This is a genomic window from Roseovarius atlanticus (assembly GCF_001441615.1).
In the GTDB taxonomy this organism is placed as follows: Bacteria; Pseudomonadota; Alphaproteobacteria; order Rhodobacterales; family Rhodobacteraceae; genus Roseovarius; species Roseovarius atlanticus.
The window spans coordinates 16,734-34,306 of record NZ_LAXJ01000008.1 but is presented as its reverse complement, the minus strand read 5'-3'; the positions used below and the strand labels follow the sequence as shown (position 1 = coordinate 34,306).

Sequence of the window (17,573 nt, the reverse complement as noted above, 5' to 3'; positions counted from 1 at the left end):
CATGAAACGGTTTTCCGCCTTGATCGGTGCCGCGCTGATTGCGGTGCTGGGTTGCCCCGCCTTCGCACAGGAAACAGAGCGCGGGCCTGTGACCAACCTGCCCCTGCCGCGTTTCGTTTCTATGAAAGCCGCCGAGGGCAATGTGCGCCGCGGACCCAGCCTGACACACCGCATCGACTGGGTGTTCAAGCGCCGGGATCTGCCACTGGAGATCACTGCCGAGCACGGGCACTGGCGTCGGGTGCGCGACCGCGACGGCCAGGGCGGCTGGATCCACTACTCTCTTTTGTCCGGGACCCGTACCGTGATCGTCGAAGACGAGTTGATCGACCTTCATTCCAAGCCGGACCCGGACTCGATGACGATTGCCCAGCTGGAAATGGGCGTTGTCGCGCGGATCGACGAATGCGCGCTCGACTGGTGCAGACTGATGGCCGGAGGCTATCGTGGCTGGGCACGCAAGACCGCTCTCTGGGGCGTGGAGCCTGGCGAAATTCTCGAGTGATTCCGCCCGGCAGAACAATCGACATTAATCGGTCAAATAAATTCATCTCGGGCCTTGAACCGCGCCCGAGAGCAGAGTAATTAGCGCGGCACCGTTGGGGTGTAGCCAAGTGGTAAGGCATCGGTTTTTGGTACCGTGTATCGTAGGTTCGAATCCTACCACCCCAGCCACGCACTTCCCGCTATCCAGACCATGCAAAGTAGACTCGGCATTCTGCCGTGGTTTCAAAGCCTTGCGGGACGGCCGCGTTCCCTGAGACCAGAATGAGCCGCGCAATTGGCCGGCAAATACGGCAAAGTCTCAGGTCGCCGTTTTGGCCATACGAGGTTGAGAAGACAGGGATCAGAGAGTCGCCAGAAGCTGGCGCTGCTCGGCCCAGTCTGACGGCAGGTCATGCCGCAGGCACCACTCGGATGTGAAGCCGAGCGGTTGCCGACCTTCAAGTGTATCGCGAACGATGTCGGGCGCGAGGAAGGCGAGGCCGACCAGTTGCTGAATGCGGCGCTTTGAAGTGGCTTCGTTGGCGGCGATCTCCGAGACCGTCTCGCCCTCCTTGATCCTCTCGAACCAGGCATGCGCCTTCGCGATGTTGCGGATCAGAGTGTCATCTGTCCCTGTCGGGGCATCGTTGAGGACGATCTTCGTTTCCACCCCGCGCTTCCGCAACTGGAACGGAAAGGATCGGTCGAGGTTGGTTCGATCGAGATCGTCCGGATCGATGCCGAGCAGCTCGGCCAGGGTCCCGGCGCCAAGCCGCAGGTCAAGCTGTCCGGGCATGATGTCGATCCGCCCCACCAAGCCGAGAAGCGTCGCGGGGTCTGCACCGGCGGCATGAGCGGCCAGCGTTGCGGCCTGGCGACCGATGGCATCAGCGGATGCGCCCCGCACGAGCTTCGTCGAGAAGCCATGCTCGGCAAGCATCATCTGGACTAATTTGGCGACCTTAGATTCAAGGTCCTCGGCAGGCAGACGCCACGCATCAGAATGAGCCTCTCCCGCCTGCGCGACCAGCCGATGCGAGATGTAATACCTCAGCCGCACGCCCTTCCTCGTCTTCGAATGCGACGGCGTGAGACGATCCCCGGTGTCGTCGAAGAGCTTGCCACAAAGCCGGCTTTTGCGGTTGGCCGTTGAAGAGCGGCGACTGCGGGCGGCGCCTGCCTGGAGCCGTAACTGCACCTTGTCCCAACTGGCCGGTTCGACGATGGCAGGATGAGCGCCTTCAAAGACCTTGTCGCGGTGCCGGATCCGTCCGGCATAGATCGGGTTGGTCAGGATGTGATGGATGTGACCGCGGTCGATGGGATTGCCGCCCGTGACTTGTCCGGACGTGGTCGTGCGGCGTCGGCTCCTGAATCCCAGCCGGTCTGCCTTGTCCTTGACAGCGCGGACCGTGCCAAGGCGTTCGTAGAGATCATAAAGCGTTCTTATCGTAGCGGCTTCTGCCTCATTGATCTTCAGCGTCCGGCCATCTGGGTCGTAGCCCATGGGAACCTGCTCGCCCATCCAGAGACCCTTGCGCTTTGACGCCGCAATCTTGTCCCGGATCCGCTCCGCCGTCACCTCACGCTCGAACTGGGCGAAGGACAGGAGCATGTTCAGCGTCAGCCGTCCCATGCTGGTGGCGGTGTTGAACGACTGTGTGACCGAGACGAAAGAGGCACCGGCGTCATCCAGCACATCGACGATCTTCGCGAAGTCCGCGAGCGACCGTGTGAGCCGGTCAATTTTGTAAACGACGATCTGATCCACCCTGCCCTCGCGCACATGCTCCATCAGGCGCTGCAGCGCCGGACGCTCGAGAGAGCCACCGGAGAGACCACCGTCGTCATAGGCGTCGGGCAGCACTACCCAGCCCTCATGCTTCTGGCTGGCAATATATGCGCTGCACGCGTCCCGCTGGGCATGGAGCGAGTTGAACTCCTGCTCCAGCCCGTCCTCGGAACTCTTGCGGGTATAGACGGCGCAGCGGATCTTCTTCATGCGCTGCCCCCTGCCCCGCAACTGAGACCGAAGAAGCGCGGTCCGGACCAGTTGGTTCCGGTGATATGCCTCGCAATGGCCGAGAGAGATTTCCAGCTGCGACCGTCCAGACGGAAGCCCTTGTCCGTCACCTCGACTTGATAGGTCCGGCCGTTCCACTCCCGAACGAGATGGGCTCCGGGCTTGAGAGTGCGCCGCGAGGCCTCTGCAACCGGTTGACCTTCAGCAATACGTGCCAAGGTCTTGCCCGTCGCCGCGGATAATCCTCCGTGGCGCCGGCATTGCTGCTCATAGGCCAGCGCCCTCTCCATGAAGGCCACAGAGAGATACGGCGGAGGAGGAGATCTGAAGATCTCCTCCCAACGCGCCTTGACGTCGTCTCGCGCCGGATGCGGCTTACCCGGCATGGACGATCTCCGCAGAACCGGAGGTCTGTCGTTTGGCGTCAGGCTCCGCCGCGATGCGATAGAGCGTCGGCTTGCCGTTTTCCGACTTCGTTGCCGCGATCTCGAAGCCTGCCTTCCGCAGGCCGGTGAGCGCGGCGCGCGTCGTATGGCTCTGCCAGCCCAGCTTCTTGCTGATCGCCCCGATGTCGGACCCGGTCCTGCTTTGCAGCATCCGGATCAGCTGCGCTTTCTTCGTTGCCCTGGCTTTGCCTGCCGTTGTCTTCTTCGGCTTTTGGGATTGCTGTGCGGTCATGATGATCTCCTTTTGCTCAGTTCGAGGAGCGTGACACTCCTGCTACCAGGCAGAGCCCGGAGGTCCGGGCCGAGATCTTGACGCGGGCGACTTGAGCGCGTCGGTGGAGACATTACCGCTCTGTTGCCAGGCGAAGTCCAGTCGGAAATGCAGGGATTTTGCCAGGGAATCTTGTAGTCAAAAATGGTAGATTGGGCGGAAAGCGGTCTTTCGCTGCGGGTGCAAGAGGATTCCACCCGCTGCAGCAAACCCGACATTCAAAACCAATCAAACGGTGCGGTTCTGGGGGTTAAATCTGTTGAGCTCTTAACAGTGCGCATGCTTTGCCGCTGTCGGCCCAAGCCTGTCGGATCGGCTCCGTCCGACGCCCATCCTCCTGCGCACGGTGGCTTAACGGTTTCTTAAGCCATGCATAGAACCCGCTAAAATGGACCCGCAGCACCCGGCACATGGCCCGGACGCCGAACTCTGCGCGATGCGCCAGGATGAAGGCGTACTTCATTGGGACCCTCGCGCGAAGTACACCGTTGCCTTTTTCAGGATGTCGCGCTCCTAGGTCACCCTGGCCAACTCGCGTTTCAATCTTTGGTTCTCAGCTTCACGTTCCAAATCGGACTCCGACCTTGGCTCCGCGAACAGCTTCACTCACTTGTACAGAGAATGCGTGCTGACGCCCAAACGCTGCGACACCTCTCGAACCGGATACCCCCACACGGTGATCTGATGCACCGCGTCCCGCTTGAACTCATCACTGTAATTGCTTGTCCCTAAATCGGCCTCCTCGCCTCAATGTAAGGCGGCAAGACGTCTTCAAATCTAGGGATAACTAATACAAACTCTTGGGCTGCGAGTTCGACGCTTCCTGAAGTTGTTATCCTCTTTCCATTCAAACTGTAGTCGTCTCGATAGGCGTAACAGCCTGACTTCGATGTTCGATCAATTTTGTTGAGACCAGCACTGGCCGAACCGCGCCATCAGCCAGTCGGCGACCGTCAGCACACCGCCGTCATTGCCCATGGCCCCCACGACCTGCACCCCCATGGGTAGGCCATCATGCGTCTGCAACAGCGGAACCGAGCAGCAAGGTAGGCCCAGTAGGCTCCATATGCGATTGAAACTTGGTGAACCTGTACCGGTTTCAAACAACGGTGCGGGCCCTGTAGATGATGGCGTCAGCCAAACGGCGTTGCGCGGCACGAGCCCCTCCACCAGATGTCGCAAGCTGCGCATGGCTTGCCTGTCCCTGAGACGTTCGTCGGCGGAAATCGCGCTGCCTTTTTCTAGCTCGGCCCTCAATGCTTCTGACAGAGTTTCCGGACCCTCGGCATATTCATAAGCCAGCGCTTCGGCCGCCTCCGCGGCCATGATCCGCGCATGAAGGTCCGGCGCCTCCGCCAATGCAAGCTCGATTTCCGGCGCGAATTTGTGGACTGAAAATTTTGCAGCTAGCCCTTCCTCGAATGCCGACCACGCTGACACCAATTCCGGTTCGGCCTGGTCCCACACAGGCGACCGGTAGACCGGCAGCTTGGTTGGATTGGCACTTGCATCCGGTTGAAGGTTCAGACCGGTGAGCGCCTCGACAAGAAGCGACGCATCAGGAACAGACCGGGCGAACACCCCAACGGTGTCCAAGCTGCGCGACAGCGGTGCGACGCCGCCGGTCTCAATGAGATCGAAAGACGGCTTGAATCCGACAATCCCGCAAAATGAAGCTGGCCGGATGATCGACCCCGAAGTCTGCGTGCCGAAGGCGAGCGGAACCATGCCCGACGCGACCGCCGCTGCGGAGCCGGACGACGATCCGCCCGGTGTGCGGCTCAGGTCATGCGGATTGCGGGTGCGTGTCGGTTGGTAGAACGCGAACTCCGTGGTTTCGGTTTTTCCAAGGACAATTCCGCCGGCCCTTCGCGCCAGCGCAACAGAACCCGCATCGAATTCCGCGGTTCGACCTTTCCAGAGCTCAGACCCACAGTGCCACGGCATTCCCTTGACCGCGAAAATATCCTTGATCGCGATGGGAACGCCGTGAATCTTGCCCGACACAGGCATGCTGTCGATCATTTGCGCTGCTTCGATCGCCTCGCTTTCATGAATGGAAACCCACGCCTTCAGGTTCGGCTCGAGGTCTTTGACGATCTCCAGTCGCTGCTGAACCGCCTGCGTCGCGGTCAGTTGACCTGCTGCAATCAGTCGCGCGGTTTCAAGCGCACCGGGTGTGTTTTTCGACAAAGCCGACATTTTCCGCTCTCCCCTCCCCAGGGCTGGTTTGTTTGCAAGCCACATGAGCGAACCGCTCTGCGCAGAAATTGCCGGATTCATGTTCTGCAACCCCTGAGCCCGTACGCTACCCCAAGATGGCCCACGTCCGCACAAAAAGGCGGCCGATTATTGCAGCGCCGCTGGTTCTGACGATATGCGCCAATACAACTCCGGCACTCTTTCGATCATTCCCCAGGCGGATCGCCTAATAACTGTGCACAAATCAATGTTTGTAACGAAATGCATAACGGCTATGTTTCCACAACACGGTCGAGAACCAATTGGATCGTGTGGCGAGCGCACGGGGATTGCTGCTTAAGAATCAGGAAAACGGTGACTAGCGAACTTAGTTCCAAATTTAGTGCTCGCGATAAGACTCCCCGATCAAGAACCACACCAACAGGAGGAATGAATAATGGAGAGACGTAAGTTTCTTAAGTATGCCACGACCGGTGCAGCCGCATCGGCGCTGGCCGCACCCGCGGTTGCACAGGACCGCATCGACATGACCATCGTGTCGACCTGGGGACGGGACTTCCCGGGCTTGGGAACCAGCGCCCAGCGTCTGGCTGCCCGAATCGAGGAAGTGACCGAAGGCCGAATCGCTGTGCAGTACTTTGCGGCTGGCGAACGCGTTGGCGCCTTCGACAGCTTTGACGAGGTCGCCTCGGGCAACGCAAGCGCCTATATCGGGACCGATTACTACTGGAAGGGCAAGCACCCGGGCTGGGCGCCGTTCACGGCCGTTCCCTTCGGCCTGACCTACACCGAGATCGACGCCTGGATGAAGTTCGGCGGCGGCCAGGATCTGCTGGACAAGATCGGCGCAGAATTCGGAATCAAGGGTATTCCCTGTGGCAACACCGGCCTGCAGATGGGTGGTTGGTTCAACAAGGAAATCAACTCGCCCGAAGACCTCAAGGGACTCAAGATGCGTATCCCGGGCCTTGGCGGCGACGTCATGGCCAAGGTCGGCGCCTCGCCGGTCTCGCTTCCGGGCGGTCAGATCTACGAAAACCTGGTTTCGGGCGCCATCGACGCGACCGAATGGGTGGGCCCGTGGAACGACTTCTTCCTCAAGCTCTACGAAGCCGCCCAGTACTACTACTGGCCCGGTATGCACGAGCCGGCGTCGCAGGTCAGCCTCGGCATGAACGCCGACTGGTGGTCGCAGCTCAGCGACAGCGACAAGCGCATCATCACCGTCTGCTGCGCCGAGGAGAACGCGCGCCAGCCCGCCGAGACCAACTATCAGAACGGTATCTACCTGAACCGTCTGGTCAACGAGTACGGCGTGGAACTGCGCGAGTTCAACGACGACGTCTACGAGGCGTTCGGCGAAGCCGCCAACGAGGTGATCGAGGAAACCCGCGACCACAGTGCGCTGGCGGCCGAGATCATCGACAGCTTCCTCGAAGTGCGCAACAACGTGGGTGTCTGGAGCAACTACTCCGACGCGCCCTACGTGGCCAAGCGCAACCGCTTCCTGCGCATCTGACGGGCTTCGGTCCTTTACGCCGGCCATGGGACGGCCGGCCCTGCCGAGGCGGAAGACATTTCGCCTCGGTCAAGATATGACGGGATCCTGAATTTTCCGGGGAGGGGGTTTTCTATGAACAATGCAGCGATGGGAGCGCCAGCGATCGTGCCACGCACATTCGGCTGGGTTGTTCTGAGCGCCACTGCCGCGTTTCTGCTGAACGCGATTCTCAGATTCTGGTTCGGTCTGCCCGGCGCGGGCGCGATCCTGTCCGGCGGCGGTGCGCTGGCTGCATTGCAAATCGGCATCTACGCGCTGTTCGCCGTCGTCGCCATCTACGGCGTCATGCGGTCGCGCGACATCTCGCTGCGTACCGATGCGGCGCGGGTCTCGGCGATCAACACGTTCCTGGTGCGCGCGGCCTTCTGGGTCGTCCTCCTGGTCGGCCTCGGCGATGCGATTGTCTCGTTTCTTCGCGTGAACGGCCAACTCGAGGCCGTCGTCGGCTCCGACCTGGCCGGCAGCCTTGGCCGGGCCGAATATCGCGGCCTCTACTTTCACACGCCTCTGGTGATCCTCGGCATCCTGATTGCTGCCGTCACACGGTCGCTGGGCTTCATATGGCTGGCCCTGCTGGTCGTGGTGGCGGAGCTGCTGATCGTCTTCAGCCGCTTCGTCTTTTCCTATGAACAGGCGTTCATGGCCGACCTGGTGCGCTTCTGGTACGGTGCGCTGTTCCTCTTCGCGTCGGCCTACACACTGTACGAGGAAGGCCATGTGCGTGTGGACCTCTTTTACGCCAGTATGCGGCGCGAAGCCAAAGGCAGGGTCAACGCCTGGGGCTCCGTCCTTTTGGGCCTGTCACTCTGCTGGACGATCCTGATCGTTGGGTTCGGCTCGTCTTCCAGCATCATCGTCGGCCCGATCCTCGTCTTCGAGGTCACGCAGTCCGGTTTCGGCATGTACGTGAAATACTTCATGGCCGGCTTCCTGGGCGTGTTCGCCGTGACGATGATGCTGCAATTCGTGGCGCAGTTTTTCGAGGCCATTGCAGACAAGCGTGGCGAATCGGGTGCGCGTGAAACCCACGCGGACATGATGTAGACAAAGCCGACGGGAACCCGAAACCATGGAAATCTTCTTCCTCCTTCTGCTTGTCCTGATCATGGCCGGGGCGCTTGGCTCGGGATACCCGGTGGCCTTTTCCCTGCCGGGCGCGGCGATCATCACGGTGCTTCTGGCCGCCGGCGCGGGGTATCTCTTCGCAGGCAGCCCGGATGCCTATTTCGAGTCCGGCGGACCGTCGCAATGGCTCAGCGCGGGGGTGACCAACCTCCGAGGTGTCTATTGGGAACCCGAGCGGGATACCCTCATCGCGATCCCGCTGTTCATCTTCATGGGCATCATGCTGCAACGGTCGAAGATCGCCGAGGATCTTCTCGTGACCATGGCGCAACTCTTCGGCCCGGTTCCCGGCGGACTGGGGATCTCGGTGGTTGTCGTGGGCGCCTTGCTGGCGGCAACGACCGGCATCGTGGGCGCCACCGTGGTGGCGATGGGGCTGATCTCGTTGCCCGCGATGATGCGCAACGGTTACGCCAACCCGCTCTCCACCGGTATCATCTCGGCCTCCGGCACGCTGGGCCAGATCATTCCGCCGTCGATCGTGCTCATCATCCTGGCCGACCAGCTGGCCTCGGCGGTGGACCAGGCCGGACAATCGCGCCAGGACCTCTACAAGGAAGTCACCGGCGAATTGACCATGCCGTCCGAATTCGCCGTGGGATCGACCAGCGCGGGCGACATGTTCCTCGGCGCGCTGGTGCCGGGCCTTGTGCTTGTGGGTCTCTACATCCTGTTCATTCTCGCCGTTGCCCTGATCCGTCCGCGCTATGCACCCGCCGTGCCATACGAAGGCCGGTACGATCTGAAATTCCTGGGCCAAGTGCTTCTGGCGATGGTGCCGCCGCTGGCCCTGATCGTCATGGTGCTGGGCTCGATCATCGGCGGCATCGCCACCGTGAACCAGGCCGGCGCGATCGGCGCCATCGGGGCCATGATCATGGCGGGCTACAGGCTCTACGAAGGCAATGGTCGCCTGCGCTACGTGCCCGCAATCATTTCCCTGACCGGACTGGCTATCATCGGCTACGTGCTGTCGAACTACGACACGAATGTTCAGAACATCACCAATGCCGATGATGCATTCGGGGTGAATTTGGCGATCTTCGGCGTCGTCCTGACCGTGATCGGCATAGCCTGGAGCGGCATACGGGCTTATTTCAACGACAACGCGCTGACCGGCGTGATGGTCGAGACGGCCAAGACCACGTCGCTCGTTTTCATCATCCTGCTCGGCGCCGCAATGCTGACCGCCGCCTTCCGCGCGTTCGGCGGCGAGGAACTGGTCAAGCACTTCCTCGAAGGGTTGCCGGGCGGGTTCTGGACCAAGTTCGCCATCGTGATGCTGGTTATCTTCGTCCTGGGCTTCTTCCTCGATTTCATCGAGATCGCCGTCGTTGTGGTGCCCATCGTCGCGCCGATCCTTCTGGCCGACCCCGAGGCGAACGTGACTGCCGTCTGGCTTGGTGTCATGATCGGGCTCAACATCCAGACGTCGTTCCTCACGCCGCCCTTCGGCTTTGCCCTCTTCTACCTGCGCGGCGTCGCGTCCAAGGCCGTGAAGACCATTCAGATCTACATCGGCGTTCTGCCCTTCATCGGGCTGCAATTGCTGTCGCTGGTGATCGTCGCCTATTATCCGCCGCTGGTGAATTACCTGCCGATGCGCAGCTCGCTCATGGCGGAAACGGCACCACCTCCGATCAATCCCGCCCTTCAATACTGCGTCGAGGAATACGTGGCACAGGAATTCGCCACGAACGGGGACGAGATCGAGTCCGCGATCGACCGTGCGTCCAACCTCGACCTGTCCTACCTGCCCGAAGACGTCAGGGGCGATTTCGAACGCGGAGTCTCCAAGGCGCGCGAATCCCTGACGCTGATGCAGGAGATCGGCGACATCGAGGCCGAGCTCGCGGAGCAAGCTGTCGAGTATCGCCCGCAACACAGTTTCGTGCGCGGCCTTCAGGCCGAAGCGCGGATCATCAACGCCGAGCTCGAGGACCTGCGCGTGCAGATCAGCCGCGGTTTCGGTGACACCGAAGCCTTGCGGGCCAAGGCAGAAGAGATGGAAGCCGAGCGCGAAGCGATACTCGCCCAAATTCCCGAAAGCTGGGAGCAGGCGGAACAGGAGTACAGCAAGATCACCGCCAACGACCGGCGGGCCCGCGGTCTCTACCGGCGTACGGTTGACCAGGCCTACGAGCCGGTTCAGGACCTGATGCAGATCATCGCCTCCGCCGAGGCCCTTGCCGAGATCGAGGGTGAAATGGAACCTCTGGCGCGCGATGCTGCCGACATGGACCGCGAAACGGCAGATGAACGTTTCAAGGAGGTAGAGCGCTTGTTCGGAGACGTGGCCGGCGGCAACGAGATTCGCAGTCTGCTGTCGGATGCGCGCCGCGAAATCGACGCCCGAACACCCAACGTCGAGCGTGCCCGGGAATATATCGAGGAAGCCCAGGCGCTCTACGAACAGGAACTCGCCTGGCGCACACGTGCGTCCGAAGAGCTGCTGCCGGAGCTTCAACGCTACGACATGGCCATTCGCGACACGATCGGCTTGCGCAAACAGCCCAGACTGCCACGTGAGCAGGCGCTGTTCATCGCGTCCTGCAACGCCGAACATCGCGACATCTCGCTGAGCTTCTGATTTTTTGATCTCTAATCTGTTTTTTTGAGGTTCCCGGCCGTGGCGAAACGGCCGGACGCCAAGGTTGCCTCGGGCGGCTTCTTCTCAGGGGGCGGTGCAATCGAAATTATTCAGCACAGCCGACGTTCCTGCACCCGCGTCTAGATATGAATTAAGAAGCAAATGACCGGTCAGTAGCGACCCCACAGCGCTCTTGGATACCGGCCACCGGCTCCAGAAACCATCATCAAGATGGAACCGAGCCCGACAATGCACTAACAATCAAACCGGACCACTCAGATCAGGCTGCTCACGGTGACGTACAGAACGGTGCGGTTTGCTGCCAGTCACGTATGAGGCGGCGGACACTCCAACCGAACTCTCTGCCCAATAAAAACAGCAACTTAAGAGGCGGAGAACGTTCGATATCGGTCGCGTCCGCTCCGCCACTTGCCCCCGCGAAAGCGTTCTCCCCATCCGGCTGCGGCCGGATTTTTCCTTTTTTTCAAGGGTTATGCGGGACTGGCTGAGCACTGGCCCCGCCGCCAGGAGGCCCGGAAGCAGTCTCTCAGGGCCGATATTCTCCGAACCTCATGACTGCTCTGATTTGGTGAATAGCCTTTCAAGGGGCTGATAATAAACGCGTTTCGAAGAACGCTACCTGTTGCCTTCGATTTCGGGGGCGGTTGCATAAAAGCGACTAGCGTCAAACCGTATCGGCCTTTGGTTCAAGCCGGAACTTTGTGTGTTTTTCCCGGCAGATTGGGCGGGAAGCAGACTTTCCTGCAGGCGTGAGTGGAATAAGGTGTATAGTAAAAAGCCGTCTTTCAGCTCGAACCAAATCGAGACAATATTCTGCACCGCCGTAGGCCGGCTTCGAGTTCGTGACCTTGAATTCTGGGGCCATTACGAATGCCTCATCAGGTCGGAGAGTAGACATCAAAACGCGCTTCCTCAGTTCTAGAGAAAGATTGACGCTGTACCCCTCCCATAGGTCGCATATCCACCTGTTTATTGACCGACCTAGTCGCATAATACTGAATCAGACGATAGGTCGCCTGTTCAGAACGTACTGCGTTGCGGATAACGAAAAGAGCATCGGGATATGCGGGAAAGACAAGGGCTCGATCCGACCGACATTCGCATTCTCAGTGCCGTTCAGAAAAATGGGCAGCTGAGCAAGGCCAAACTGGCTGAGATCGTCAATCTTTCGCCGACACCTTGCTGGGCGCGCCTTACGCGGTTGCGGGCGGCGGGGTATATCCGCGGCTATCACGCCGATATCGCGCTGGAACGGGTGATCGACGCGACGCGGGTGGTGGTGACGGTGTCGCTGACGCATCATCGAAAGATCGACTTTGACAGGTTCGAGGCCGAAATCCGCGGGCGTGACGAGATCATCAACTGCGTCGCGACGGGTGGCGGCATCGACTATATCATGACGGTGGTCACGCCGACATTGTCGGCCTTTCAGGACCTCATGGAAGAGCTGCTGGCAGCGGATCTGTCGATCGACCGCTACATGACCTATTTCGCCACGCGGCTGATCAAGGCCGAGCAGCCCAACCTTGCCAAGCTGGTCGCGCGCAGCAGACAGTAGTGTTCGCGACATTACCTTGTCGCGTTCCTGCCACTTGGTCCGATCGGACTGAGAAACCCCGAATCCAAGCCCAAGCAGTCTGCGAACGACCGGTTTTCAGGCCACTTTTTTCAGCTTCAGGCGTTACATCCCCCTCAGGAGACATCGCGACGAAGGGCCAGGCCCGACGCGCATTTGAGGGAAAAATACAATGCAACTTCAAGACTTTGGCTTTGGCACGCAAATCCGCAAGTCGCCCTATTTCGACGCCACCGTGCGCTGGGGCGCACAAGGCTTTTCTGTTTACAACCACATGTACATTCCGCGCGATTTCGGCGACCCGGAACAGAACTTCTGGAACCTCGTGAATGACGCGATCCTGTGCGACGTGGGCGTCGAGCGCCAGGTCGAGATCACCGGCCCAGATGCGGCCAAATTCGTCCAGATGCTGACCCCGCGCGATCTGTCGAACATGGCGGTGGGCCAGTGCAAATATGTGCTGATCACCAATGCCGAAGGCGGCATCCTGAACGACCCGATCCTGCTGCGGTTGGCTGAAAACCACTTCTGGATCTCTCTCGCCGACAGCGACATCCTGCTTTGGGCGCAGGGCGTGGCCGTGCATTCGGGCCTGGACGTGTCGATCTCAGAACCCGATGTTTCGCCGCTGCAACTGCAAGGCCCCAAGTCGGGCGAGATCATGCAGGCGCTTTTCGGTGACGAGATCCTGAACCTGCGCTACTACTGGTTCACCGAGACCGAACTTGACGGTATTCCGCTGCTGGTGTCGCGCACCGGCTGGTCCAGCGAGCTGGGCTACGAGATATACCTGCGCGATGGCGCCTATGGCGATGCGCTGTGGGAGCGGATCATGGCCGTGGGCATGCCCATGGGTCTCAAACCCGGTCACACCTCGTCGATCCGGCGCATCGAGGGTGGGATGCTGTCCTATCACGCGGATGCGGACGTCAGCACCAACCCGTTCGAGCTGGGCCTGGACCGCCTGTGCAACCTCGACATGGAAGCCGAGTTCATCGGCAAATTCGCCCTGCAGCGCATCCGCGACAACGGTGTCGCCCGCAACCAGGTCGGCCTGATCATCGAAGGCGAGCCGATGCGTGGCCCGAACACCACCTTCTGGACGATCAACCATGACGGCGAGATCGTGGGCAAGGTGACCTCGGCTGTCTACTCGCCGCGCCTGAAAAAGAACATCGCGCTGGCGATGGTCGCGGTCGAGGCGGCAGAGCTGGGCACCGAACTGCAAGTCATGACGCAATCGGGCGAAACCACCGCGACCGTCGTGGAAAAACCGTTCTTCGATCCGCGCAAGCAGATCGCGGCCACCGGCGCGGCACAGACGGTTCAGGCCACCGCATGAAGAACGCGGTCCTTTCCGATCTCGCGGTCGAGCTGCATTGGCACCGATCGGATCCTTCCCTGACGACCGGGCAGTATTCGAACGCGCATACCGTGAAGTACAATCGCACGCACGAGCTGCAAGTGGACGCCGCCCCCGACTGGGGCGGCGATCCGGAAAACACCAACCCCGAACAGGCGCTGGCCGCTGCCCTGTCGAGCTGTCACATGATGACCTTCCTGGCGCTTTGCGCCAAGGCGGGCTGGCCGGTGGCGAGCTATCACGACTATGCCGAGGCGCACCTGGGCAAGAACGCCAAGGGGCAGATGTCGGTCACGCGGATCGACCTGAACCCGGTGGTGCGGTTTGATACCGGCTTTGCCGTCGACCAGGCTCAGTTGGACGAGATGCAGGACCGCGCGCATCGCTACTGCTTCATCGCCAACACACTGGCCGACAGCGTGGAAATCAACGTCAACTGACCGAGCCTGAAAGGGAGCCTGTGCCATGAAAAGCGAGACCGTCATCCTGTTGCGGGATCTGTCCCAGGACGGGATCCTGCGCCTGACCCTGAACGACGTGGGGCGGCGCAACGCGCTGTCCGAGGCGATGCTGACGGAACTTGGCGCGGCTTTTGCCGAGGCGGGCAACGATTCGGCGGTGCGGGTGATCGTGCTGGCGGCCAACGGCCCGGCTTTCTGCGCGGGCCACGACCTGAAGGAAATGACCGCCGGGCGGGCGGCGCCCGACGGTGGGCGGGTCTATTTCACTAAGATCATGGCTCAGTGCTCGGGCGTGATGCAGGGGATCGTCAATTGCCCCAAGCCGGTGATCGCCGAGGTGACCGGCATCGCCACCGCCGCAGGCTGTCAACTGGTTGCGAGCTGCGACCTGGCGGTTGCGGCGGAGACGGCGAAGTTCAGCACGCCGGGGGTGCATATCGGACTTTTCTGCTCGACGCCGATGGTGGCGCTGTCGCGCAATGCCGCCAACAAGCACGCGATGGAGATGCTGTTGACCGGCGACATTACTTCTGCCGCCCGCGCTGCCGAGATCGGGGTGGTGAACTATGCGGTTTCCGAGGAGGCGCTTACTGGGGCTGTGACCGAGATGGCGCAGAAGATCGCGTCAAAATCCAGTATGACGCTAGCTACGGGCAAGCGCGCCTTCTATTCACAGCGGGAAATGCCGTTGGCCGAGGCTTATGACTATGCAAGCCAGATAATGGTCGACAACATGTTGGCGCATGACGCCAAAGAAGGCATCGGCGCCTTCTTCGAAAAGCGCTCGCCGAAGTGGCAGGACCGGTAGAGGCGGCCTCGGTTTGGCCGTGCCGTAATCCGGTTCTAAACACGTGGCGGCCTGGTCGAGTAAATTGTCGTTTTTCTTAATCCGGTGCCTGAGGCCTTCAAATTTCTAGGGACAAAACCAGGGTCGAACCCAATGATCACTGAATGCTTCATCAGACGTTACCAGTCATCTGTCTGCCGCGTCCCGCAGACGTTTGTTCGAACACCAACGAGATTTCCACGCGCAGCGAGTGTCCGCTCTAACGAGCTGCAACGCAGCGACCATGCGTGTGCAACAACGGCCGGTATGGGCCGGGAGCGACGGCCACCGCTGCCTGCGAGGTGCACGGCGCGCCGCAGGGCCGCGTGTCCGCTCCGAGCCCAATCCGTCATTGCATCAAAGCGCCGCATGTGACGTGAAGGGCGAAACGCCGACGTCCGTGCGAAGTTCTTCTCATCAGAATTTGAGCCTATTGAACGAATCGCAGGCTACTTTAAGCTCGAGCTTCCGGAGGACGTTCTATGGGCAAACCGCAGGCTGCATTCGACGCAGAAGTTTTTGCGCGGACAACGTCGCTCTTTGTATCAAAGCGAGATACCTTACCTTCGGAGGCAGTAGAGGCGCTTGCCGGCGACATCGCAAGACGTATTGTATCAGCCAATTTCCTTGGGCCGGCATTCGATATGCCTGTTGTGGCCGAGGAGGAAATTTCCGCCTTTTGCGACGCGCTAATCCAGCCCGATCCTCGTGCCTCCCTGCACTTCATTGAAAACCGCCGTGCCAAGGGCCTGACCCGGCAAGGCGTGTATCTAAGCTATATCACTGCCGCAGCGCGTTGCCTGGGAGAAGGATGGGAGGAGGACAGGTTCTCGTTCCTGCAAGTGACGTACGGAACCGGCCACCTTTACGCCCTAATGCGAGCATTGAGGGCCGAAAGTCATTCGGAGCAGCACCGTGCATTGGACAATCGCCGTTACGCCCTGTTTGCGACTGTTCCGGGTGAGGATCACGGCATAGGGATCACTGTAGCCGCGGACATGTTCCGAGACGTGGGTTGGGAGATTGACCTTCAAACCGGCACTGATCACGAAGAACTCATCGCGCATGTCCAGAATACACAGCCGCATTTCATCGGCCTCTCACTGAGCACTGAGCAACGGCTGGAAGCACTTGTGCGGCTGGTCGTGGGGATGCGCATAATCATGCCCGAAGCAATCATCGGCGTGGCACCGGCTTCAAAGGTCGACCCAAAACGCCTGACCCAGCTTGTGGACATCGACCTCGTGTTTGAGGATGCACCTTCTGCCTGCCGCACATTGGATCGTCTGATCCGTCTTCGCGGCTGAGCTGTGCGATTAGGTTAATGAGCGAATTGATCGACTTCGGCGAAGGTCGGGTATGCCGGAATCAACAGCAGCGCTTCGCATTGGGCTCCAAGGTCGGCTAAGTCCGCACCGCTGACGCTAGCCTGATCGCTGGCAGGAGTCCGCTACCGGCCCAGAGCGGACCTTCAGCTTACTGCCATTCACTGCAAAGCAACCGCTTCAAACCGGCCATTAATTGAGGGCGCAGCATTCCTGTAACGTAGACAATCGGTTAAGGAACCGCACTCCTTCAAGCACCATCCCACCGTCTCAACATCCAATACCACTGTTCTGGGTCCGCCATGATCCGCCTAGAAAGGCTATCGTTGAAAGCACGCGTCATTTCGATGCTGTTGGTATGGGGGATTGGGGCTTCGAACTCTACGCGGAATGTGTTTCCATCACCGATGCGGGTGCCAAATGCAGGTATCATGGGCAGATTGTATTTCAATGCAAGCTGGGCCGCCGAGAGAGATGTGAGCGCATTATGCCCGAGAAACGCTATTCGTACACCTTCTGAATATTTTTCATCCAGCAAGATTGAAATAATTCCGCCATTCCTTAGATGCCGCACAAGGGCTCTGGTTCCGACGCGGCCGGTCGCCAAAATCGGCTTCCCCCCTGCCTCAATCCCGGCACGAATGCGGCGCTCGTAATGGCGGTTCTTGTGCGGCCGATAAACAGCTCCGCTTTCGAGCCCTTGCATTTTGATCACGGCGCGAACTGCTTCCCACTGTCCGAAATGGCCGGAAACAACGATCGCTCCCTTACCAGCCTTTTGAGCCTCTTTCAGAGCATCAAGGCCAGGACCGGAGGCCCTGAACTTGTGGTGTTGGGTCTGAAATTCAGCATCGTGATAGATCTCGAACAGAGTTCTACCCATATGCCAGCCCATATCCTGGCCGAGCCTGGCGCGGGTACTGCGCTTCATGTCGGGAAACACGCGTTTGGCTTCGCGGTCAAATCGGTTCCTTGCTGGGGGGAACCAACGCATGACGGCTTTGAATGTGGTTCCCAATCCACGAGAACGAGAGTCAAAGGAGCGCCACCTCACAGCGGTCAGCGCCGACCAAAGTGGGAAGTATTTTGCGTGCTGCAGAACTGACTTCAAAGATGCGGAGAGCATTGCTCTCTATGACTGGTTCCAGCGGTAATACCAACCGAAAAAGATAGAGCGCATTACAGCGTTTCATCTAAGTTGCAGCTTGTTTGAACGAGTTCTTACCCTTTCGATGGCACCACAGGGCAACCTAAACTCCGCTTTGCGAGTCTATAGTCCCTCCCGGCCCTAACCGGA

14 protein-coding genes, 1 tRNA gene and 1 pseudogene are annotated in these 17,573 nt (G+C 60.0%); 10 read left to right on the top strand and 6 right to left on the bottom strand.

The window, feature by feature from the left end; genetic code table 11:
- Position 1 precedes the first annotated feature (1 nt).
- Positions 2-505: an SH3 domain-containing protein gene (locus XM53_RS09025; protein ID WP_057792496.1), complete on the top strand. Its 504-nt coding sequence runs from the start codon at positions 2-4 to the stop codon at positions 503-505.
- Between the two features lie 95 nt (positions 506-600).
- A tRNA-Gln gene (locus XM53_RS09020) sits at positions 601-675 on the top strand.
- Positions 676-847: 172 nt separating this feature from the next.
- Here XM53_RS09020 and XM53_RS09015 read toward each other — a convergent pair.
- From XM53_RS09015 to XM53_RS09000, 5 genes and pseudogenes are all read right to left on the bottom strand, one after another.
- Entirely contained in the window at positions 848-2,488 is a 1,641-nt protein-coding gene (locus XM53_RS09015) for a recombinase family protein (RefSeq protein WP_057792494.1), read from the bottom strand.
- Positions 2,485-2,895 carry a DUF2924 domain-containing protein gene (locus XM53_RS22435; protein ID WP_082630866.1) on the bottom strand — a complete coding sequence of 137 codons (411 nt, stop codon included), beginning with the start codon at positions 2,893-2,895 and terminating at the stop codon, positions 2,485-2,487. The genes XM53_RS09015 and XM53_RS22435 overlap by 4 nt, the downstream gene beginning before the upstream one ends.
- Positions 2,885-3,187, bottom strand: coding sequence for a DUF3489 domain-containing protein (locus XM53_RS09010; protein WP_057792492.1), 303 nt, complete (start codon positions 3,185-3,187; stop codon positions 2,885-2,887). Before XM53_RS09010 ends, XM53_RS22435 begins: the two co-directional genes overlap by 11 nt.
- A gap of 322 nt (positions 3,188-3,509) precedes the next feature.
- Positions 3,510-3,916, bottom strand: a pseudogene (locus tag XM53_RS23685) (transposase); the annotation flags it as partial.
- 207 nt (positions 3,917-4,123) lie between these two features.
- On the bottom strand, positions 4,124-5,509 hold the full coding sequence (locus tag XM53_RS09000) for an amidase (RefSeq protein ID WP_082630862.1): 1,386 nt from the start codon (positions 5,507-5,509) through the stop codon (positions 4,124-4,126).
- A gap of 355 nt (positions 5,510-5,864) precedes the next feature.
- Here XM53_RS09000 and XM53_RS08995 point away from each other — a divergent pair, with 355 nt between their 5' ends.
- From XM53_RS08995 to XM53_RS08960, 8 genes are all read left to right on the top strand, one after another.
- Complete coding sequence (locus XM53_RS08995) at positions 5,865-6,947, top strand: TRAP transporter substrate-binding protein (protein WP_057792485.1); 1,083 nt, start codon at positions 5,865-5,867, stop codon at positions 6,945-6,947.
- A gap of 147 nt (positions 6,948-7,094) precedes the next feature.
- A complete protein-coding gene (locus XM53_RS08990; RefSeq protein WP_236544451.1) occupies positions 7,095-8,033 on the top strand; it encodes a TRAP transporter small permease subunit in 939 nt (312 codons plus the stop codon).
- 25 nt (positions 8,034-8,058) lie between these two features.
- Entirely contained in the window at positions 8,059-10,704 is a 2,646-nt protein-coding gene (locus XM53_RS08985; protein WP_057792481.1) for a TRAP transporter large permease subunit, read from the top strand.
- A gap of 1,084 nt (positions 10,705-11,788) precedes the next feature.
- Positions 11,789-12,283 (top strand): Lrp/AsnC family transcriptional regulator, encoded by a 495-nt coding sequence (locus tag XM53_RS08980; RefSeq protein ID WP_057792479.1) that lies wholly within the window; start codon positions 11,789-11,791, stop codon positions 12,281-12,283.
- A gap of 190 nt (positions 12,284-12,473) precedes the next feature.
- Positions 12,474-13,643 (top strand): glycine cleavage T C-terminal barrel domain-containing protein, encoded by a 1,170-nt coding sequence (locus XM53_RS08975; protein WP_057792476.1) that lies wholly within the window; start codon positions 12,474-12,476, stop codon positions 13,641-13,643.
- Positions 13,640-14,104, top strand: a complete 465-nt coding sequence (locus XM53_RS08970; RefSeq protein ID WP_057792474.1) for an OsmC family protein — start codon at positions 13,640-13,642, stop codon at positions 14,102-14,104. Before XM53_RS08975 ends, XM53_RS08970 begins: the two co-directional genes overlap by 4 nt.
- Before the next feature lie 25 nt (positions 14,105-14,129).
- Positions 14,130-14,933 carry an enoyl-CoA hydratase gene (locus tag XM53_RS08965; RefSeq protein WP_057792472.1) on the top strand — a complete coding sequence of 268 codons (804 nt, stop codon included), beginning with the start codon at positions 14,130-14,132 and terminating at the stop codon, positions 14,931-14,933.
- Between the two features lie 500 nt (positions 14,934-15,433).
- Positions 15,434-16,258 (top strand): cobalamin B12-binding domain-containing protein, encoded by an 825-nt coding sequence (locus XM53_RS08960; protein ID WP_057792470.1) that lies wholly within the window; start codon positions 15,434-15,436, stop codon positions 16,256-16,258.
- Between the two features lie 268 nt (positions 16,259-16,526).
- On the opposite strand, the gene XM53_RS08955 is transcribed toward XM53_RS08960, so the two are convergent.
- The gene (locus XM53_RS08955) at positions 16,527-17,402 is read right to left on the bottom strand and encodes a lysophospholipid acyltransferase family protein (RefSeq protein WP_057792467.1); all 876 of its coding nucleotides are present in this window, start codon (positions 17,400-17,402) and stop codon (positions 16,527-16,529) included.
- Positions 17,403-17,573 lie beyond the last annotated feature (171 nt).

Excerpts from the sequence above, each read along its gene's own strand:
- XM53_RS09025 (WP_057792496.1), top strand. The coding sequence starts at position 2 with ATGAAACGGTTTTCCGCCTTGATCGGTGCCGCGCTGATTGCGGTGCTG.
- XM53_RS09015 (WP_057792494.1), bottom strand. The coding sequence starts at position 2,488 with ATGAAGAAGATCCGCTGCGCCGTCTATACCCGCAAGAGTTCCGAGGAC.
- XM53_RS22435 (WP_082630866.1), bottom strand. The coding sequence starts at position 2,895 with ATGCCGGGTAAGCCGCATCCGGCGCGAGACGACGTCAAGGCGCGTTGG.
- XM53_RS09010 (WP_057792492.1), bottom strand. The coding sequence starts at position 3,187 with ATGACCGCACAGCAATCCCAAAAGCCGAAGAAGACAACGGCAGGCAAA.
- XM53_RS09000 (WP_082630862.1), bottom strand. The coding sequence starts at position 5,509 with ATGAATCCGGCAATTTCTGCGCAGAGCGGTTCGCTCATGTGGCTTGCA.
- XM53_RS08995 (WP_057792485.1), top strand. The coding sequence starts at position 5,865 with ATGGAGAGACGTAAGTTTCTTAAGTATGCCACGACCGGTGCAGCCGCA.
- XM53_RS08985 (WP_057792481.1), top strand. The coding sequence starts at position 8,059 with ATGGAAATCTTCTTCCTCCTTCTGCTTGTCCTGATCATGGCCGGGGCG.
- XM53_RS08980 (WP_057792479.1), top strand. The coding sequence starts at position 11,789 with ATGCGGGAAAGACAAGGGCTCGATCCGACCGACATTCGCATTCTCAGT.
- XM53_RS08975 (WP_057792476.1), top strand. The coding sequence starts at position 12,474 with ATGCAACTTCAAGACTTTGGCTTTGGCACGCAAATCCGCAAGTCGCCC.
- XM53_RS08970 (WP_057792474.1), top strand. The coding sequence starts at position 13,640 with ATGAAGAACGCGGTCCTTTCCGATCTCGCGGTCGAGCTGCATTGGCAC.
- XM53_RS08965 (WP_057792472.1), top strand. The coding sequence starts at position 14,130 with ATGAAAAGCGAGACCGTCATCCTGTTGCGGGATCTGTCCCAGGACGGG.
- XM53_RS08960 (WP_057792470.1), top strand. The coding sequence starts at position 15,434 with ATGGGCAAACCGCAGGCTGCATTCGACGCAGAAGTTTTTGCGCGGACA.
- XM53_RS08955 (WP_057792467.1), bottom strand. The coding sequence starts at position 17,402 with ATGCTCTCCGCATCTTTGAAGTCAGTTCTGCAGCACGCAAAATACTTC.